The organism is Luteibacter sp. SG786, from assembly GCF_011759605.1.
Taxonomy (GTDB): domain Bacteria; phylum Pseudomonadota; class Gammaproteobacteria; order Xanthomonadales; family Rhodanobacteraceae; genus Luteibacter.
In genome coordinates this window covers 2,167,740-2,184,836 of the sequence record NZ_JAAOYX010000001.1, presented here as the reverse complement: position 1 = coordinate 2,184,836, position 17,097 = coordinate 2,167,740, and the positions used below count along the sequence as shown (strand labels likewise).

General features: G+C 67.6%; 17 protein-coding genes. 3 read left to right on the top strand and 14 right to left on the bottom strand.

Annotation, left to right across the window (positions count from 1 at the left end; genetic code table 11):
• Positions 1 to 16: 16 nt before the first annotated feature.
• On the bottom strand, positions 17 to 463 hold the full coding sequence (locus tag FHS47_RS10065) for a MerC domain-containing protein (protein ID WP_167027890.1): 447 nt from the start codon (positions 461 to 463) through the stop codon (positions 17 to 19).
• Between the two features lie 87 nt (positions 464 to 550).
• Here FHS47_RS10065 and FHS47_RS10060 point away from each other — a divergent pair, with 87 nt between their 5' ends.
• Positions 551 to 2,563, top strand: a complete 2,013-nt coding sequence (locus FHS47_RS10060; protein ID WP_167026435.1) for a TonB-dependent receptor — start codon at positions 551 to 553, stop codon at positions 2,561 to 2,563.
• A 90-nt stretch (positions 2,564 to 2,653) separates the two neighbouring features.
• Here FHS47_RS10060 and FHS47_RS10055 read toward each other — a convergent pair whose 3' ends face one another.
• From FHS47_RS10055 to gltX, 3 genes are read right to left on the bottom strand one after another with little or no spacing between them, the layout of a single operon-like run.
• Positions 2,654 to 3,127 (bottom strand): transcriptional repressor, encoded by a 474-nt coding sequence (locus FHS47_RS10055; protein ID WP_167026431.1) that lies wholly within the window; start codon positions 3,125 to 3,127, stop codon positions 2,654 to 2,656.
• A 40-nt stretch (positions 3,128 to 3,167) separates the two neighbouring features.
• Positions 3,168 to 3,488, bottom strand: a complete 321-nt coding sequence (locus tag FHS47_RS10050) for a hypothetical protein (protein WP_208381899.1) — start codon at positions 3,486 to 3,488, stop codon at positions 3,168 to 3,170.
• Positions 3,489 to 3,504: 16 nt separating this feature from the next.
• Positions 3,505 to 4,908 (bottom strand): glutamate--tRNA ligase, encoded by a 1,404-nt coding sequence (gene gltX, locus FHS47_RS10045; protein WP_167026428.1) that lies wholly within the window; start codon positions 4,906 to 4,908, stop codon positions 3,505 to 3,507.
• 242 nt (positions 4,909 to 5,150) lie between these two features.
• Between gltX and FHS47_RS10040 the strand changes: the two genes are divergently transcribed.
• Entirely contained in the window at positions 5,151 to 6,311 is a 1,161-nt protein-coding gene (locus FHS47_RS10040) for a glycosyltransferase family 1 protein (RefSeq protein WP_167026425.1), read from the top strand.
• Entirely contained in the window at positions 6,283 to 6,825 is a 543-nt protein-coding gene (locus FHS47_RS10035; RefSeq protein WP_167026422.1) for a phosphatase PAP2 family protein, read from the top strand. The genes FHS47_RS10040 and FHS47_RS10035 overlap by 29 nt, the downstream gene beginning before the upstream one ends.
• Positions 6,826 to 6,957: 132 nt before the next feature.
• On the opposite strand, the gene accD is transcribed toward FHS47_RS10035, so the two are convergent.
• From accD to FHS47_RS09985, 10 genes are all read right to left on the bottom strand, one after another.
• Complete coding sequence (gene accD / locus FHS47_RS10030; RefSeq protein WP_167026419.1) at positions 6,958 to 7,830, bottom strand: acetyl-CoA carboxylase, carboxyltransferase subunit beta; 873 nt, start codon at positions 7,828 to 7,830, stop codon at positions 6,958 to 6,960.
• 21 nt (positions 7,831 to 7,851) lie between these two features.
• Positions 7,852 to 8,652 (bottom strand): tryptophan synthase subunit alpha, encoded by an 801-nt coding sequence (trpA, locus tag FHS47_RS10025; RefSeq protein ID WP_167026416.1) that lies wholly within the window; start codon positions 8,650 to 8,652, stop codon positions 7,852 to 7,854.
• Positions 8,652 to 9,863 (bottom strand): tryptophan synthase subunit beta, encoded by a 1,212-nt coding sequence (trpB, locus tag FHS47_RS10020; RefSeq protein WP_167026413.1) that lies wholly within the window; start codon positions 9,861 to 9,863, stop codon positions 8,652 to 8,654. The genes trpA and trpB overlap by 1 nt, the downstream gene beginning before the upstream one ends.
• A 31-nt stretch (positions 9,864 to 9,894) precedes the next feature.
• Positions 9,895 to 10,518: a phosphoribosylanthranilate isomerase gene (locus tag FHS47_RS10015; protein WP_167026410.1), complete on the bottom strand. Its 624-nt coding sequence runs from the start codon at positions 10,516 to 10,518 to the stop codon at positions 9,895 to 9,897.
• Positions 10,515 to 11,282, bottom strand: coding sequence for a tRNA pseudouridine(38-40) synthase TruA (truA, locus tag FHS47_RS10010; RefSeq protein WP_167026407.1), 768 nt, complete (start codon positions 11,280 to 11,282; stop codon positions 10,515 to 10,517). Before truA ends, FHS47_RS10015 begins: the two co-directional genes overlap by 4 nt.
• A gap of 85 nt (positions 11,283 to 11,367) precedes the next feature.
• The gene (gene aqpZ, locus FHS47_RS10005) at positions 11,368 to 12,078 is read right to left on the bottom strand and encodes an aquaporin Z (protein WP_167026404.1); all 711 of its coding nucleotides are present in this window, start codon (positions 12,076 to 12,078) and stop codon (positions 11,368 to 11,370) included.
• Positions 12,079 to 12,113: 35 nt separating this feature from the next.
• The gene (locus FHS47_RS10000) at positions 12,114 to 14,591 is read right to left on the bottom strand and encodes a FimV/HubP family polar landmark protein (RefSeq protein ID WP_167026401.1); all 2,478 of its coding nucleotides are present in this window, start codon (positions 14,589 to 14,591) and stop codon (positions 12,114 to 12,116) included.
• A 169-nt stretch (positions 14,592 to 14,760) separates the two neighbouring features.
• Entirely contained in the window at positions 14,761 to 15,036 is a 276-nt protein-coding gene (locus FHS47_RS09995) for a hypothetical protein (RefSeq protein WP_167026398.1), read from the bottom strand.
• Positions 15,036 to 16,064, bottom strand: a complete 1,029-nt coding sequence (locus FHS47_RS09990) for an aspartate-semialdehyde dehydrogenase (protein ID WP_167026395.1) — start codon at positions 16,062 to 16,064, stop codon at positions 15,036 to 15,038. Before FHS47_RS09990 ends, FHS47_RS09995 begins: the two co-directional genes overlap by 1 nt.
• Positions 16,065 to 16,075: 11 nt before the next feature.
• Positions 16,076 to 17,095, bottom strand: coding sequence for a D-glycerate dehydrogenase (locus tag FHS47_RS09985; protein ID WP_167026392.1), 1,020 nt, complete (start codon positions 17,093 to 17,095; stop codon positions 16,076 to 16,078).
• Positions 17,096 to 17,097: the final 2 nt, after the last annotated feature.

The following is a 17,097-nucleotide window of genomic DNA, read 5'->3' as shown; positions in this document are numbered from 1 at the left end:
CGGCGCGGTTACACAATCACGGATGCGCGCAGGACGGACCATGGATATGGCCGGCGTGCTCGCTGCGGTCGACGCGCAGGTTCACGAAGTGGGCCGTGGCGACGAGCAGGCCGCCGCAGGTGACCAACACGCTGTGCACCACCAGCGAATGCGCATGCAGGAACGTGACGCCCAGCATCAGCAGAAGCAGGCCGGGAATGGCGAACAGCAAGGGCAGGCGCCGGCGATGTCGCCGGTATCCGGAAATCAACGCAAAGCTGGCAAGCACCGACGCAAAAGCGACGAAGCCTGCCTCGAAGCGGTGATCGGCCAGGAACGACAGGCCGAGCAGGGGCAACAGCGCGATGACGAACGGCAACGCGGCGCAATGGATGGCGCAAAGGAACGAGGCGGTGGCACCCAGGCGGTCGGCGGCATGCCACCAACGGCGAGGCGTTTCCTGCTCTGCGGACGGATCGGTCATGGATGACATAGCGTGACTTGTTGCACAGGTCGAGGCAAGTAATGATACTTTATAACATTGCAAAACCCAAGACGGAGTTTCACCCCGATGCGCAGAACCCTTATCGCCCTGGCCCTCGCCACCAGCTTCGGTGCCACCCTGCCGGCGGCAGCCGACGATCTTCCCCAGGACGGCAGCCCGGGAAGGGACACGAAGGCCTCCCAGGGCAAGGGCCGCAAGCAGGCGGAAAAACTCGACGCGATCGTGGTCAATGCGGTGCCGCTGGGCCAGAGCGCCGACCAGATCGTGGCGCCGGTGGCGGTGCTCGCCGGCTCGGCCCTCGACGACGCCAAGGGCGTGTCGCTCGGCGAAACGGTGTCCTCGATTCCCGGCGTGCAGACCTCGGCACTCGGTACCGCCGTCGGCCGTCCCGTGATCCGCGGCCTCGACGGCCCTCGCGTGGCCGTGCTGGAGAACGGACTTTCGTCGCAGGACGTGTCCAATGTGAGCCAGGATCACGCGGTCACCCTCGAGCCCTTCCTCGCCGACCAGATCGAGGTGCTGAAGGGCCCGGCCACCCTGCTCTACGGTTCCGGCGCCATCGGCGGCGTCGTGAACGTGGTGGATGGCCGCGTGCCCGAGAAGGCGCCCGAGAACGGTTTCGCCGGTCGCGCGGAAGTTCGCCATGACTCCGTGTCCGACGGCAGGACCGGCCTCCTCCGCCTCGACGCCGGCAACGACCGCTTCGCCATCCATGTCGACGGCATGCACCGCGACAACGACGATTACGACATCCCGGGTGGCACGCTGGCCAACAGCGCCGTGAAGACCAGTTCCGGCTCGGTGGGTGCCTCGCTCCTCGGCACGTGGGGCTACCTCGGCCTTTCGGTGTCCCGCTTCCTCGACCTCTACGGCAGCCCCGCGGAACCGGGCGACCCCGCCGAGGGCGAAGACCCGGTGCACATCAAGATGGCGCAGACCAACTACACGCTGAAGGGTGGCCTGGTGAAGCCGTTCGACGGCATCGACAAGATCGACTTCAGCCTTGGGCACGGCGCCTACCAGCACGTGGAGTTCGAAGGCGACACGCCGGGCACCACGTTCTCCACCGACAGCAACCAGGGGCGCCTGGTGATCACCCATGAACCGCTTGTCGGCTGGGACGGCGCTTTCGGCGTGCAGACCCAGCATCGGCAGTTCTCCGCGGTGGGCGAGGAAACCTTCGTGCCGGCCACCGTGACGAACGGCGTGGGCGTGTTCGTCACCGAGCAACGCGAGTTCGGTCCGGTGAAACTGGAACTGGGCGCGCGCCACGACAAGCAGAGCGTGGATCCCGACAATGGCCTGAAGCGCGATTTCGCGCCGAACAGCTTCTCTGCCGGTGCCGCATGGCGGTTCGCGGAGCAGTGGCACCTGTCGCTCAACCTCGACCACGCCGAACGGGCGCCATCGGAGGAAGAACTGTTCGCGAACGGTCCGCACGCGGCGTCGAACACCTTCGAGATCGGCAGCGACCTGGAAAAGGAAAAGTCCAACCAGGCGGAACTCGGCCTGCACTTCCACGGCGATGCGGTCGAGGGCAAGGTGGCCGTGTATTACAACAAGTACAGGAACTTCATCTACCTCGCCGATACCGGTGAAGTCGAAGACGATCTCCCCGTGCGTGTCTGGTCGCAGAACGATGCCACGTTCCGCGGTGCCGAGGCCGAGGCGACCTTCCACCTCGCGAAGGGCACGTCGGGCAACTGGGATCTTCGCGTGTTCGGCGACACCGTGCGCGCCACACTGTCCGACGGCGGCGGCAACGTTCCGCGCATCCCGGCGGGACGCATCGGTTCGACGCTCAGTTGGAACGCCGACAGCCTGCGCGCCAGCGTCGGCGCGGTGCGCTACATGAAGCAGGACAAGGTGGCCGCGTACGAAACCGACACGGCCGGCTATACGCTCGTCAACGCGCACTTCGCCTGGACGTTCGTCAATGACGACCGCAGCCAGTGGGAAGCCTTCGTGGACGGCAACAACCTCACGAACCAGACGGCCCGACCGGCCACGTCACTGTTCAAGGATGTGGCGCCGCTTCCGGGCCGCAACATTTCGGTAGGCCTGCGCGCCTACTTCTGAGTTCCCGGCCACCTTGCCCCTCCTCCCTCCCCGGGGTGGCCGGAACGAAGTGGGGCGCCCCTCGGGGCGCCCCATGTTTTTTTGCGAGTATCAGGATTCTCGGCAGTTCTTGCAGGTGCCGTGCACTTCGAGCGTCTGCGCCTGCGGGCGGAAGCCGAGCGCCTTCGCCTGCGCCTCGATCAGTTCCGCCACGCGTTCGTCGCAGACCTCCTGCGCACCATGGCAGGTGTCGCAGATGAGGAACGGCACCTGGTGCGCCTGTTCCGGGTGGTGGCAGGACACATAGGCGTTGATCGATTCCAGCTTGTGGATGAAGCCGTTCTCTAGCAGGAAATCGAGCGCGCGATAGACCGTGGGAGGCGCCGCGTTGCCGTGCTTCTCGCGCAGGCGGTCCAGGAGGTCGTACGCCTTCACCGGCTTGCCGGCACCGGCCACCAGTTCCAGCACCTCACGGCGTAACGGCGTAAGGCGCAGTCCGCGCTCGGACGACGCCTGTGCCACGGCGGCCACGAAGCTATCCGCATCGTCGTGGTGGTGGTTGTGTCGGTGGGCGGCGGTGTTCACATCGATATCCTCGTGCTCGTCATCCTAACATGCGGGCCGCTCAGCGCTTTTTCGACCCGGGAAGCGGCGGCGGACCTTCGCGGCCGGCGAGCGGCCGGGCAGCAGGCAGGGGTGGCGGCGTGCGCCGGGGCAAAAACGGCACGACCCAGCCGAACGGGCCGAGGACGAGCGAGGCGATCACCGCGGCCTTGAACCTGCCGCGCCACCAGCCCAGCAGCGCTCCGACCACAATGAAGAGAATCTGCCACAGGACCAGCTCGCCCCATGGCACCAAAGCCATGAGATTCGTGAAGATGTGGACGAACGCGCCGGATTGGGTCGGATCGACCCCCCGCATGGCTTTCGCAAGCAGCTCATCCACGATTTAGCGACGTGCGTCAGGCCGCCGCACGGGCCAGCGCGTCGTCGATGCGTGCCAGCGCGCCTTCGCGCCCCGCCAGGTAGATGGTGTGTTCGATCGAAGGCGACACCTGCGTGCCGGTCATGGCGACACGCAGAGGCGCGGCCACCTTGCCCATGCCCAGCTCCAGCGTGGCGGCAACACGTTCCACCGCGCCATGCACGGCTTCCGGTGTCCACTCCGGCAGCGCGGCGAGTTCGGCCTTGGCGGTCTGGAGCGCTTTCGGCGCGGTGTCGTTGCGCAGGTGCTTCTCGATCGCCTTGTCGTCCCATTCCACGATGGGGCCGTACCAGATCTTCGCGCGCTCGGCCATTTCCTTGAAGGTCTGGACCCGATCGCGCAGCGCCACGACCACGTCGGCGGGATTCGGGCCCTTTGCGGGATCGATGCCGATCTTTTCGAGATGCCACGCGAGTTCGGGGCCGAGCGTCGCCGGTTCGTCCGTCTTCAGGTAATGCTGGTTCAGCCAGGACAGCTTGGTGAGGTCGAAACGCGAGGCCGCCTTGTTGACGTCGCCGATGTCGAACAGTGCCGTCATCTCCTCCAGCGAGAAGATTTCCTGATCGCCGTGCGACCAGCCCAGACGCACGAGGTAATTGAGCAGCGCGTGCGGCAGGAAGCCGTCGTCGCGGTACTGCATGACGCTTACCGCGCCATGGCGTTTGGAAAGCTTCTGCCCGTCCGGACCGAGGATCATCGGCAGGTGCGCGAATTCCGGCACCGGCGCGCCCAGCGCCTTGTAGATGTTGATCTGGCGCGGGGTATTGTTCACGTGGTCGTCGCCGCGGATGACCTCAGTGATGCCCATGTCGATGTCGTCGACCACCACGGCGAAGTTGTACGTGGGAAAACCGTCGGAACGGAAGATGACGAGATCGTCGAGCTCTTCGTTGGACCACTCGATGCGGCCCTTCACCTTGTCGTCGAACACGACCGAACCCGTGGTCGGGTTCTTGAAGCGGATGACGCGGTTGGGGTCGTCGCGATACGGCTCGTTGCGGTCACGGTAATAGCCGTTGTAGCGCGGCTTCACGCCCGCGGCCATGGCCGCGTTGCGCATGGCCTCGATCTCTTCCTTCGTTTCGTAGGCGTAGTACGCCTTGCCTTCACGCAGCAACTGGTCGGCCACTTCGCGGTACCGGTCCATGCGCAGGGTCTGGTAGTACGGGCCTTCGTCGTGCACCAGGCCGAGCCACGCCATGCCGTCGAGGATGGCCTGCACGGCTTCCTGCGTGGAACGCTCGCGATCGGTGTCCTCGATGCGCAGGATGAACGCACCGCCACGCCTGCGAGCTTCGAGCCAGCAGTACAGCGCGGTGCGCGCGCCGCCGATGTGCAGGTAACCGGTGGGGCTGGGGGCGAAGCGGGTGCGAACGGTCATCGTGGTATTCATTGGGCGGACAAGCGAATCATTTTACCGGCTTTTATGTGGGAGCCGCTTCAGCGGCGATTCGGCGCTCGCGGCAACCTTGCCCGCTGCCGCGGGATCGCCGGCATAGCCGGCTCCCACAGACCGGCGCGGCCGGCTCCACAGGCGCCCGGTCACACAATGGTCATACGCCCATAACCGCCACGACATGCCCCCAAGGGACCATGCGGCAAGCCAGGCCACAGGGCATCGTCATGCGAATCGGCATCGTCACCGAGACCTACGCACCGGACGTGAACGGCGTCGCCCTCACTATCCAGTCGCTTGCCCGCGGCATGGTTCGCCGCGGCCACGCCGTCGACCTGATCCGGCCGGTCCACCCGTCCACGCCGCCCCTGGCGGACGCGGGCATGGACGTCCTGGCCGTCGAAGGCGCCGCGGTGCCCCGCTACGCAGGGCTCCGCTTCGGCCTTCCCTCCCGCTTCCGCATCGAGCGCCGCTGGCGCGCCGACCGGCCGGATGCCGTCTATGTGGCCACGGAAGGCCCCCTGGGCTGGAGTGCCGTAAGCGCTGCCCGCCGGCTCGGCATCCCGGTCGCCACCGGATTCCATACGCGCTTCGACTTCTACGTCGGCCATTACGGGTTCGGCGCGCTCACACCGCTCGTTCGGCACTACCTCACCCGGTTCCACAAGCGCGCGCAGGCGACGCTGGTGCCGACCGGTCAGCTTGCCGGCGAATTGAACGACCTCGGTGTACACGACGTGCGGGTGCTTCGCCGCGGCGTGGACACGCAACGCTTCCATCCCGACCGCCGCGACGACAACCTGCGCGCGTCGTGGGGAGCCGACAGCGACACGCCCGTAGTGCTCTGCGTCGGGCGCGTGGCGCCGGAAAAGAACCTGGATGTGGCGATCGACGCGTATCGCGCCCTCGCCCGGCGGGTGCCGCAGGCCCGCTGTGTAATCGTCGGCGACGGCCCCGGCCGCCCGGCGCTCGAAGCCGCGCATCCGGATGTCATCTTCGCGGGCACGCGAAGCGGCGACGACCTGGCCGCGCACTATGCCAGCGCGGACATCTTCGTCTTTCCCAGCCTCACCGAGACCTTCGGCAACGTCGTGCTCGAGGCCATGGCTTCGGGTGTCCCGGTGGTCGCATACGCCGAGGCGGCGGCGCGCGAGTTCATCCGCAACGGCCAGAACGGCATTCGCGTGGCGCCGGGCAACGAGGGCGGACTGGTGGAGCGCGCCGCCGTGCTCGGCGCAGACATCCATGCGCGCATGGCGATGGGAACCGCGGCACGCGCGTCGGTCGCGGGGCTGTCGTCCGAATCGGTCGTCGCGGACTTCGAATCGATCATGCAATCCCTCGCCGAGGAACACGTCCATGAACGCAGCACTGCCGTCGCCGCGTAGGGCGAACCTCGATCGGCGCATGTGCGTCGCCGCCAATCGCTGGGGCGCCCGGCGCGCCATAGGCATCTTCTTTGGCGCCATCAGCCGCCTGGGCGATGGCGTGTTCTGGTATTCGCTGATGACCGTGATCGCAGTCGTGGGCGGCTGGCGCGGCGTGGCCGTCGCACTGCAGATGGCCGTCACCGGCCTGACCGCACTCATGCTCTACCGCGTGCTGAAACGGTGGACGCGCCGCCCGCGCCCGTTCCGTACCTGCCCCGGCGTGATCGCGCACGTACCGCCGCTGGACGAATTCAGCTTCCCGTCCGGCCATACGCTCCAGGCCGTGTCGTTCACGGTGGTGGCCGTGGCGCATTACCCGGTGCTGGCGCCGTTCCTGATCGGCTTCGCAGCGCTCGTCGGCGCGTCGCGCGTCGTGCTGGGGTTGCACTATCCCAGCGACGTGTTGGCCGCCGCAGCTATTGGCGGCGGACTTGGCACGCTGTCGTTGTGGGCGGAGCGCGTGCTGCTCTGAGGAAACGACCGTGTGGGAGCCGCTTCAGCGGCGACGGTTGCTTGCGGCAAGGTTGCCCGCTGCCGCGGGATCGCCGGCATAGCCGGCTCCCACAGCCGGCTACGCCGGCTCTCACAAAGCCCTTCCCCGCCGTCAGGCCGCGGCGCGCGGTGCCTTCTGCAGGATACCGAGCATGGCACCGAGCTTGTCGCGCATTTCGCGACGGTCGACGATGACGTCCACCGCACCGTGGTCGACGAGGAACTCCGAACGCTGGAAGCCTTCCGGCAGCGTTTCGCGCACGGTCTGCTCGATGACGCGGGGACCGGCGAAGCCGATCAGGGCCTTCGGTTCCGCCACGTTGACGTCGCCCAGCATGCCCAGGCTGGCGGACACGCCGCCGGTGGTCGGATGCGTGAGCACCGAGATGTAGGGCACGCCGGCATCGCGCATGCGCGCGAGCGCCGCCGAGGTCTTCGCCATCTGCATCAGCGAGAACAGGCCTTCCTGCATGCGTGCGCCGCCCGTGGCGGAGAAGCACACCAGGGCGCTCTTCTCGGCCAGGGCTTTCTCCGCGGCGCGCGCGAATTTCTCGCCCACCACCGAACCCATCGATCCACCCATGAAGGAGAACTCGAAAGCCACGGAAACCAGTGGACGATCGAGCAGGCGGCCGGACATCGCGATCAGCGCGTCCTTCTCGCCCGTGTTCTTCTGCGCGGCCGCAACGCGGTCCTTGTACTTCTTCTGGTCCTTGAACTTCAGCGCGTCGACCGCTTCCATCTTCGGCCACAATTCGGTGGTGCTGCCTTCGTCGAAGAAAGCGGCCAGGCGCGCGCGAGCGGAAATGGCATGGTGGTGTCCGCACTTCGGGCACACCATCAGCGACTTTTCGAGCTCGGGCTTGTAGAGCACGGTGCCGCAGCCGGCGCACTTCTCCCACACGCCCTCGGGCACCTTGCCCTTGCCGCCGGCCGCGCCGGGGGCGCGGGTCTTCGGCGTCATGATCTTCTGCAGCCAGTTCATCGTGTTTCTCCGAATATCTCTTTAGCGCGCGTCGAGCGCGGCGCGGATCGGTGCCAGGAAATCGCGTGCCCTGCCGACGGCATCCTCGGCCGAGGCCGCGCCGGAGAGGCGATCGACCAGGGCGCTGCCGATGACCACGGCGTCGGCGAATTCGCCGATGGCCCGGGCGCTGGCGGCGTCGCGGACACCGAAGCCGACAGCCACCGGTGCCTTCGACCGCGCGCGGATCCCGGCGACGCGCTCGGCGATGTCGCCGGTGCTCAGCTGAGCCGCGCCGGTGATGCCGGCGAACGACACATAGTACAGGAAGCCCGCTGCCGCCTCGCACAGGCGCGCCAGGCGCCCCTCGGCGGTGGTCGGCGATGCCAGGAGGATCTGCGCCAGCCCCGCCTGCCGGAGCGGTTCGAGCACGTGCGATTCCTCCAGCGGGCAGTCCACCATCAGGACGCCATCGACACCGGCTTCGACGGCATCTTCGGCGAACGCCGCGTAACCGTACATCTCGACGGGGTTGAGGTAACCCATGAGCACGATGGGCGTTTCCGCGTCGGTCTCACGGAACGCGGCGACCCAGGCCAACACGTTGGCAAGGCCGACGCCCTTCGCGATGGCGCGTTCGCTGGCGTGCTGGATGACGGGACCGTCCGCCATGGGATCGGAGAACGGCACACCCAGTTCGATGAGGTCGGCCCCCGCGGCCACGAGACCATGGAGCAATGCCACCATGCCATCGGGCGAGGGATCGCCGGCGGTGACGAACGGAACGAGGCCGGTACGCCCAGCGGACTTCAGCGCCGCGAAGCGGCGTTCGATGCGGCTCATCAGAGTTCGATTCCTTCGCGCGCGGCGATCGTGTGCACGTCCTTGTCGCCACGCCCGGAGAGGTTGGCGAGGACCAGTCCGTCCTTCGGCAGTTCGCGGGCCAGCTTGATCGCCTGGGCGATGGCATGGCTCGATTCCAGCGCGGCGAGGATGCCCTCGGTGCGCGCAAGGAGGTGGAAGGCTTCGAGGGCCTCGTCGTCGGTGATGCCGACGTATTCGGCGCGGCCGGCGTCCTTCAGGAAGGCATGTTCCGGGCCCACGCCCGGGTAATCGAGGCCGGCGGACACCGAATGCGTCTCGACGATCTGGCCGTTCGCGTCCGACAGCACATAGGTGCGGTTGCCGTGGAGCACGCCCGGCTTGCCGGCGGCAAGCGACGCCGCGTGGTGGCCCGTGGCGATGCCCTCGCCCGCGGCCTCGGCACCCACGATGCGCACGTCGCGATCGTTGAGGAAGGCGTGGAACAGGCCGATGGCGTTCGACCCGCCGCCGACGCAGGCCGTGATCACGTCGGGCAGGCGCCCGAACTGCTCCAGCACCTGCTCGCGCGCCTCGCGGCCGACAATGGCGTTGAAGTCGCGCACCATCTGCGGATACGGGTGCGGACCCGCGACCGTACCGATGATGTAGAAGGTGTCGGTGACGTTGGTGACCCAGTCGCGCATCGCTTCGTTGAGCGCGTCTTTCAGGGTTTTCGAGCCCGAGGTGACCGGCACCACTTCCGCGCCGAGCAGGCGCATGCGGTACACGTTGATCTTCTGCCGCTCGATGTCCACGGCACCCATGTAGACCACGCACTTCAGGCCGAGCCGGGCGGCGACCGTGGCACTGGCCACGCCATGCTGGCCCGCGCCGGTTTCCGCGATGATGCGGGTCTTGCCCATGTGCCGGGCAACCAGCGCCTGGCCCACCGTGTTGTTGATCTTGTGCGCGCCCGTGTGGTTCAGGTCTTCCCGCTTTAACACGATGCGCGCGCCGCCCACGTGCTTCGACAGGCGCTCGGCGTGGTACACGGGGCTGGGGCGGCCCACGTAGTACTTCAGGTCGCGGTCGAGTTCCGCGATGAACGCCGGATCGTTGCGCAGCTTCTCGTATGCGGCGGTGAGTTCCGCCAGCGGCTCCATCAGCGTTTCGGCCACATAGATGCCGCCGTACTCGCCGAAGCGCCCCTGCGCGTCGGGCCAGGCGTGGAAATCAGCGATCTCGGTCATTGCCATCTCGTCTTTGGGACACCAGGCCGTGTCACGCGCTGGGGACGGCGCGCACGGCGGAAATGAAGCGTTCCATCTTATCGCTATCCTTGATGCCCGGCGACGACTCGATGCCGCTGGAGACGTCCACCGCCCAGGGACGGGCGATCCGGATGGCTTCGGCCACGTTCTCCGCGGTGAGTCCACCGGCGAGCAGCAGGGGTTGGGCAAGATCTTTCGGCATCAGCGACCAGTCGAAGCGTTGCCCGCTGCCGCCCTGTTCGCCCAGTCCGTGACCGTCGAGCAGCAGCCCGGCGGCGCGCGGATAGTCGCGCAGGCGGGCCAGGGCGGGCGCGCCCTCGCCCATGGCGATGGCCTTGAGATAGCGCACACCGTAGGCCGAGCATTCGTCGTCGCTCTCGGCGCCGTGGAACTGCAGCATGTCCGGACGCAGCACACGCAGCACTTCCTCGATGAAAGCGGGCTCGTCATCCATCACCAGCGCCACCGTCGTTACGAAGGGCGGCACCGCATCGCGCAGGCGGGCGGCCTGCGCTGGCTCGACGAACCGCTTGCTTTTGCGGGTCATCACGAAACCGATCGCGTCGGCGCCCAGTTGCGCGGCCCGCCGCACGTCGTCGATGCGGGTAAGCCCGCAGCACTTGATCCGGGTCATAGCGTCACCTCCTGTGGCAAGTTCCAATGTGCCTCGTACAAGGGCCCGAGGAAGGTAAGGCCCTCCGCGGGCGCGGTGGCGCCGGCCACCTCGCGATCCCGACCCTCGAGCAGCTCGGCCATCCAGGACACGGGGCGTTCGCCACGGCCGATCGGCAGCAGCGAGCCCACGATGTTGCGAACCATGTGATGAAGGAAGGCATTCGCCTCGATCTCCACCACCACGTGGATATCGTCGCGGAACACGCGAATGGAGCGCACGTTGCGCCGCGCGTGCGCCGCCTGGCAGGAAATGGCGCGGAATGCCGAGAAATCGTGCTCGCCGACGATCGCCTGCGCGGCTTCGTGCATCGCGTCGGCATCGAGCTGACGGCGCTCCCAGGCGACAAAGCGCGCGTCCAGCGCGGGGCGAACGAAACGCGGCAGGATGCGGTAGCGATAGCGCCGTGCCCGTGCGGAGAAACGGGCATGGAAGTCGTCGGCAACCGGCTGGGCCCATGTGACCGCCACGCTGTGCGGCAGGTTCGAGCAGGCACCGAGGATCCAGCCGCGCATGTCGCGCACGACCTCGGTGTCGAAATGCACCACCTGGCACCGGCCGTGCACACCGGCATCGGTGCGGCCGGCGGCGGTCACCTCGATCGGCGTGTGCGCGACGTAGCTCAGTGCCTCCTCGAGCGCACCCTGTACGGTCTTCGCATGGCTGAGCCTCTGCCAGCCGAGGAAGTCGGTGCCGTCGTATTCGACGCCAAGGGCGATGCGCATGGGCGGGTCGTGGGGCGGTGGAAACCGTCAAGGTTACCACCGCCCGGCCGTTGCCCGGGTCGGCCCGGGCAACGGCCGTTCGTCGTTACGGTACGCCGTGGGCGGGCGGGTCGTTCTCGAGCAGCGCCCGGTGGACCCAACCGCCGACGGCACCGCCGAGCAGCGGCACCACCCAGAACACCCACAGCTGGGCCAATGCCCAGCCGCCCTGGAACACGGCCACGCCCGTGCTGCGCGCGGGGTTTACCGAGGTGTTGGTGACCGGGATGCTGATGAGGTGGATCAACGTCAGGGCCAGGCCAATCGCGAGCGGCGCGAAACCGACTGGCGCACGCTTGTGCGTCACCCCGAGGATCACCAGCAGGAAGAACATGGTCAGCACGAACTCGGCCACCACCGCGGCGAGGAACGAATAGCCACCGGGCGAGTGCTCGCCGTAACCGTTGGTGGCGAATCCCGCCGTGACGTCGAAGCCAGGCCTTCCACTGGCGATGAGGTAAAGCACGCCACCGGCCACGATCGCGCCGACCACCTGGCTGACGATGTAGGGCAGCACTTCCCTGCCCGGCATGCGTCCGCCCGTGTAGCAGCCGATGGTTACCGCCGGATTGAAATGCGCTCCGGAGATGTTGCCCACGGCATAGGCCATCGTCAGCACGGTGAGGCCAAAAGCCAGCGAAACGCCGACGAAACCGATGCCGAGGCCCGGAAAGGCCGCAGCCAGCACCGCACTACCGCAACCACCGAGAACAAGCCAGAAAGTGCCGAAGAACTCCGCAAACAATCGCTGAGACATCTCACACTCCTTGCGCGTTGGGAAGCGTTACGGAATCAGGCGATGTCGTCGAGGATCCGCCTTGCCGTGTCTTTCTGCATCTGCGAGCCCTCGGCCAGCACCTCGTCGAGCATCAGGCGAGCGCCCTCGGCGTCCCCCATGTCGAGGTAGGCCCGGGCGAGGTCGAGCTTGGTGTCGACCGGGTCGTCGCTGAAGCTCTCCGGATTGTGGTCCGCGATGGGCTCCTCGTCCGGGAATGTCGGCTCGTCGAAGCGCGGCAGGCCGGTCGACGACGTGGCGGCCACATCGTGTTCTTCCTCGAAGGCCCAGGTGGAGCGCTCTTCGGTCGCTTCGTGCTTTTCCCCATCGAGGATGTCGCCGAAGCTCGCATGCGACGTTTCGGTCGGCGTTTCGAGGTAGGGCGATTCGGGGGCATCCACGTCAAACACATCGGGTGCGTTCGGGCGGCGGTCCGCCTCGGCGCGCTGCACCGGCGTCAGATCGAAATTGAAATGGTATTCGCTGTGCTTCTGCGGCGTCGGAGTCTGGCTGTGCGCCTCTTCCTCGGGCCCGGTGACGTAGTTGCCGAGATCGAATTCCTCCAGGGCCGCGGCCGTGTCGGCATGCGACCCGGCGAGCGAGCCATCGTGTTCGTACGGCTCGTCGATCTCGTCCATCGGCGTGCCGCCGAAGAGCGGATGGGTCGGCGCGAGGTCTTCGCCCATCATCACCACCTCGCGCCACTCCGGCTGGTCCGGGTCGGCCACGTGGGCAAACATGGCTTCGGCGGCGGCTTCGAAATGATCGACGTCGCGACGGCCGTAATACAGGCTCACCAGTTCGAGGTGCAGGCCGATGTCGTCGGGATGCTCGGCCAGCGCGTCGAGGATCTCGCGCTGGTCCTGGTCCATCGCCTCGCCCGGCTGGCCGAAATCGAACGCCGGTTCCTCGCCGAAGCGGTCGGCGAGCGAGCCTGCGGCGACAGGTGCCGCCGCCTTCGGTTTCTTGCGCCCGAACACGGCGGCCACGAGCAGCAGGAGGATGACGATCGCACCGCCGCCCCAGGCCCATGGCTGCATGTACCAGGGATCTTCCTCGACCGGCTTCGGCACCACGACCGCCGGCTTGGCGGCCGGTTTCGCGGCCGGCTTCGACGCGGGCGGCGGAACGGCCGCGGCTGCGGCGGCGGGCTCCTTCAACGGCGCGGTGGTCACCGTCGAACCCGCGACCGGTGCGGGCGTCGCAGCCACGGGGGTCGACGGCGCGGAAGCCGCCGTGCCCGCCTTTGCGGGTGCGCTGGCCGCCGGTGCGACAGGGGCCGCCGCCGGGGCGCCCGGCGCGACCGCCGGCGTGTTCGCCGCGGCCGTGCCGCCACTCTTCTGCGCTTCGGCCAGCTTCCGCTGGAGTTCGGCGATTTCGGAATCCTTGAGGCTCAGCAGGCGCTGGTTCTTCGAGTTGATGTCCTCTAGTTCGCCGATACGCGACTTGAGTTCGGCACCCTGCTGCTTCAGCGAGGCCACGTTTTCCTGCGAGGTGGCCAGCTCCTGGCGCAATCCCGCGACCTGCGCGTCGCCCGTGCCGCCCTTGCTGCCGGCACGAGTGGAGGCGGCATCGCCACCCTCCTTCGAGGGCACGATGGCCAGACGATCGCTGGCGGACTGCCTCGGCTTGGCTTCGCCTTGCCCGGCGCTGGTGGATGCCGCGTCGGCGACGACCGAGGGCGCGCGGGCGGTACCGGCGCGCCAGCTTTCATTCTGGCGCCGAACTTCGGCCAGTGCTTCGTTGCTGGACTGCGCCTGCACCTCGTCGGCCGAAGGGATGCGAAGGATCGCGCCCGTCTTCAGGGCATTCATGTTGTCGCGGTAGAAGGCGTCGGGGTTGGCCTTCTGCAGCGCCACGAGCATCTGGTTCATGTCCGCGCCGCCGGCATGGTCGCGGGCGATCGAGGAAAGCGTCTGCCCGCGCTGCACCGGGCCATACGTGCCGCCGGCGGATGCCGCGGCGGGCCGTGCGGCGGGCTGGGTGCGCGCAGGCCGGGCAGCGGACTGGGCGGGCACACGCGCCGGGACGTCGCTGGTCCTGGACGGAGCCGCGGCGGGCGCCTGCGACGGCGCGGACGAAGCGGCCGCGCCGTTCAGCGGCGTGCCCGGCGGGTCGAGCAGCATGGTGACTTCGCGAATGGCCTTGTTGCCGCCCGACGACACCTCGACGAGGAAATCGAGATACGTGTCGCGAACCGGAGCGGCGCTGGTGACGCGTATCACGGGGACGCCCGCGGCATTCTTCGCTACGGCGAAGCTCAAGGACACGGGCAGACCGGCGCGGTTGAGTCCGGCGCGCGAGAACGCCTCCTCGGACGCGAGGGCCACGTGGACGTTGTCGAGATTGCCCGACACCCCGCTCAGCGGGATCTCCGCCACGAGCGGCTGGTCCATCGTGGAATGGAGTTGGACCGGCCCCAGGTTCTGGGCCAGCGCCTGGCTACCCCAGGAGACCAGCGCCAGCATGATCGAAAGCTTCAACGTACGGTTCATCACTTTCCCCCGAACAAAACCCATGCCGACGGCGCGCCTCTTTCGGGCGTTCGGCCGCGAAGGCGCCACTGTAGTGCACCCCAGCAACAACTAACAATAGCGGGTACGGCTAGTTACGCGACAACGTTGAGGCGTTCGCGAGACTCGTACACGCTTCCCATGCAGCGCCCTACTTCCCCTGGCTGGCCTCCAGCTGACGGCGCAGTTCCGCGATCTTCCGGTCGCGCTCCTCGATTTCGCGGCTGGTGGCCTGCGAATTGGATTCGAGCGAGTCCACCTGCTTCCGGAGCTGCTCCACCCGGGTGCCTTCGTTCTTCTCATGAGCACGAAGCTTGTCCAGCTTCGCCTGCTCGGCCGCGGGCGACGGGGTCGCCTGTGGCCGTTCGCCCGCCGCCGCGAGCGGCGCGCAGGCGAACAGCACCCAGGCGGCGACGCGGCAACGCATCAGAGGTAGTCCTCGACCAGAATCTCGGCGATCTGCACCGCGTTGAGCGCCGCGCCCTTGCGGATGTTGTCGGCGACGATCCACAGGTCGAGGCCGCGCTCGTGCGAGATGTCCTCGCGAATGCGGCCCACGAACACCGGGTCCTTGCCGGCCGCGTCGCCCACGGGCGTGGGGTATCCCCCCGCCTTGCGCTCGTCCTGCACCACGACGCCCGGCGCCTCCTCGAGAAGTTCCCTGGCGCGCTCGGCGGTGATCTTGTCGCGGGTTTCGATGTGCACCGCCTCGGCGTGGCCGTAGAACACGGGCACGCGAACCGCGGTCGGGTTCACCTGGATGGAAGGATCCTCGAGGATCTTCCGGGTCTCCCAGACCATCTTCATTTCTTCCTTGGTGTAGCCGTTCGCCTGGAATTCGTCGATGTGCGGGATCACGTTGAACGCGATCTGCTTCGGAAACTTCGCGGTTTCGACTTCCTGGAAGTTCAGCATCTGGGCGGTCTGCTTGCCCAGTTCCTCCATGCCGCTGCGGCCGGCGCCCGACACCGACTGGTAGGTGGCGACGTTGATGCGCTCGATCCCGGCCTCGCGATGGATGGGCGCGAGGGCCACGAGCATCTGCATCGTGGAGCAGTTCGGGTTGGCGATGATGCCGCGCACGGTGTAATCGGCGATGGCGTGTGGATTCACCTCGGAGACCACCAGCGGAATGTCGTCCTGGTAGCGGAACTCGGAGGTGTTGTCGATCACCACCGCGCCGGCGGCGGCCGCCCGGGGGGCGTGCTCCCGGCTCACCGATCCGCCCGCGGAGAAGAAGGCGATGTCGACGCCGTCGAAGTCGTATTTGGCGAGGTCCTGGACGACGTAAGGTTTCCCGTTGAAGTCGACCGTACCACCCGCCGAGCGCTCGCTCGCCAGGGGCACCAGTTCGCTGACCGGGAAATCCCGTTCGGCGAGGATCGACAGCAGGGTTTCGCCGACCGCGCCGGTCGCACCCACCATGGCCACCTTGTAACTCGTCTTCTTGCTCATGCTTCGCTTCGTCAGGCGTTGGGGATAAGGGGTCGGCTGGCGTCGGCCAGCACACCCGGGTTGAGGATCGAGGGTGGCCGGCCGGCGTGAGGACCATGCCCGAACGCCGCCAGCACATTGTCCACAGCCAGCGCCGCCATATCGCGACGTGTGTCGCGGCTTGCGCTGGCGATGTGCGGACTCAGCACGATATTTTCGAGTTGCAGCAGGCCGGGATGCACCGACGGCTCGCCCTCGAACACGTCCAGGGCCGCCGAGGCGATGGTGCCGTCGGCCAGTGCCCTTGCCAGGGCCGCGTCGTCGACGATGCCGCCCCGCGCGATGTTCACCAGCGTGGCCGTCGTCTTCATCGCCGCCAGCTCCGCCGCACCGATGGCGTGCCGGGTCTGTGGTGTGAGCGGCAGCACCAGAACGAGGTGGTCGGACTCCGCGAGCAAGGTGGCCTTGTCGACGTACGTGGCGCCACAGTCCTGCTCCAGCCCGGGATCCAGCCGCGAACGATTGTGGTAGATCACCCGGCTGCGAAAACCGGCAGCGCGGCGCGCGATGGCTTGGCCAATGCGGCCCATGCCCAGGATGCCCAAGGTCTTGCCATGAACGTCGGCGCCCAGCCAGCGATCGAAGCGGAAGCCCTGCCAATGACCCTGGCGCAGCCAGCGCTCGGCCTCGCCCACCCGGCGGGCCGCCGCGAGCAGGAGGGCCCAGGCGTAGTCCGCCACGGTTTCGGTGAGCACGTCGGGCGTGTTCGAGGCGCCGATGCCCGCCGCGGTCAGGGCGTCCAGGTCGAGGTTGTTGTGCCCCACGCCCAGGTTGGCGACAAACCGCAGGCGCGGTGCGGCCGCAATCGTCTGCGCGTCGATCCGCTCCGTAAGGCCGACGATCGCGGCATCGGCGTCCGCCAGGCGGGCCGCCCGGTCGGCCGGCGTGAACGCGTGCTCCTCGCTTTCGGCCCGCACCTCGAAGTGAGGACGCAGGCGGTCGACGATGTCCGGAAATATCGGACGGGACACCCAGACCTTCGGCTTGTTCATGG

What these genes read in the sequence shown, in the direction of transcription:
- FHS47_RS10065 (WP_167027890.1), bottom strand. Translation starts at nt 463, where the DNA reads ATGACCGATCCGTCCGCAGAGCAGGAAACGCCTCGCCGTTGGTGGCAT.
- FHS47_RS10060 (WP_167026435.1), top strand. Translation starts at nt 551, where the DNA reads ATGCGCAGAACCCTTATCGCCCTGGCCCTCGCCACCAGCTTCGGTGCC.
- gltX (WP_167026428.1), bottom strand. Translation starts at nt 4,908, where the DNA reads ATGACCGTTCGCACCCGCTTCGCCCCCAGCCCCACCGGTTACCTGCAC.
- FHS47_RS10040 (WP_167026425.1), top strand. Translation starts at nt 5,151, where the DNA reads ATGCGAATCGGCATCGTCACCGAGACCTACGCACCGGACGTGAACGGC.
- FHS47_RS10035 (WP_167026422.1), top strand. Translation starts at nt 6,283, where the DNA reads ATGAACGCAGCACTGCCGTCGCCGCGTAGGGCGAACCTCGATCGGCGC.
- accD (WP_167026419.1), bottom strand. Translation starts at nt 7,830, where the DNA reads ATGAACTGGCTGCAGAAGATCATGACGCCGAAGACCCGCGCCCCCGGC.
- trpA (WP_167026416.1), bottom strand. Translation starts at nt 8,652, where the DNA reads ATGAGCCGCATCGAACGCCGCTTCGCGGCGCTGAAGTCCGCTGGGCGT.
- trpB (WP_167026413.1), bottom strand. Translation starts at nt 9,863, where the DNA reads ATGACCGAGATCGCTGATTTCCACGCCTGGCCCGACGCGCAGGGGCGC.
- FHS47_RS10015 (WP_167026410.1), bottom strand. Translation starts at nt 10,518, where the DNA reads ATGACCCGGATCAAGTGCTGCGGGCTTACCCGCATCGACGACGTGCGG.
- truA (WP_167026407.1), bottom strand. Translation starts at nt 11,282, where the DNA reads ATGCGCATCGCCCTTGGCGTCGAATACGACGGCACCGACTTCCTCGGC.
- aqpZ (WP_167026404.1), bottom strand. Translation starts at nt 12,078, where the DNA reads ATGTCTCAGCGATTGTTTGCGGAGTTCTTCGGCACTTTCTGGCTTGTT.
- FHS47_RS10000 (WP_167026401.1), bottom strand. Translation starts at nt 14,591, where the DNA reads ATGAACCGTACGTTGAAGCTTTCGATCATGCTGGCGCTGGTCTCCTGG.
- FHS47_RS09995 (WP_167026398.1), bottom strand. Translation starts at nt 15,036, where the DNA reads ATGCGTTGCCGCGTCGCCGCCTGGGTGCTGTTCGCCTGCGCGCCGCTC.
- FHS47_RS09990 (WP_167026395.1), bottom strand. Translation starts at nt 16,064, where the DNA reads ATGAGCAAGAAGACGAGTTACAAGGTGGCCATGGTGGGTGCGACCGGC.
- FHS47_RS09985 (WP_167026392.1), bottom strand. Translation starts at nt 17,095, where the DNA reads ATGAACAAGCCGAAGGTCTGGGTGTCCCGTCCGATATTTCCGGACATC.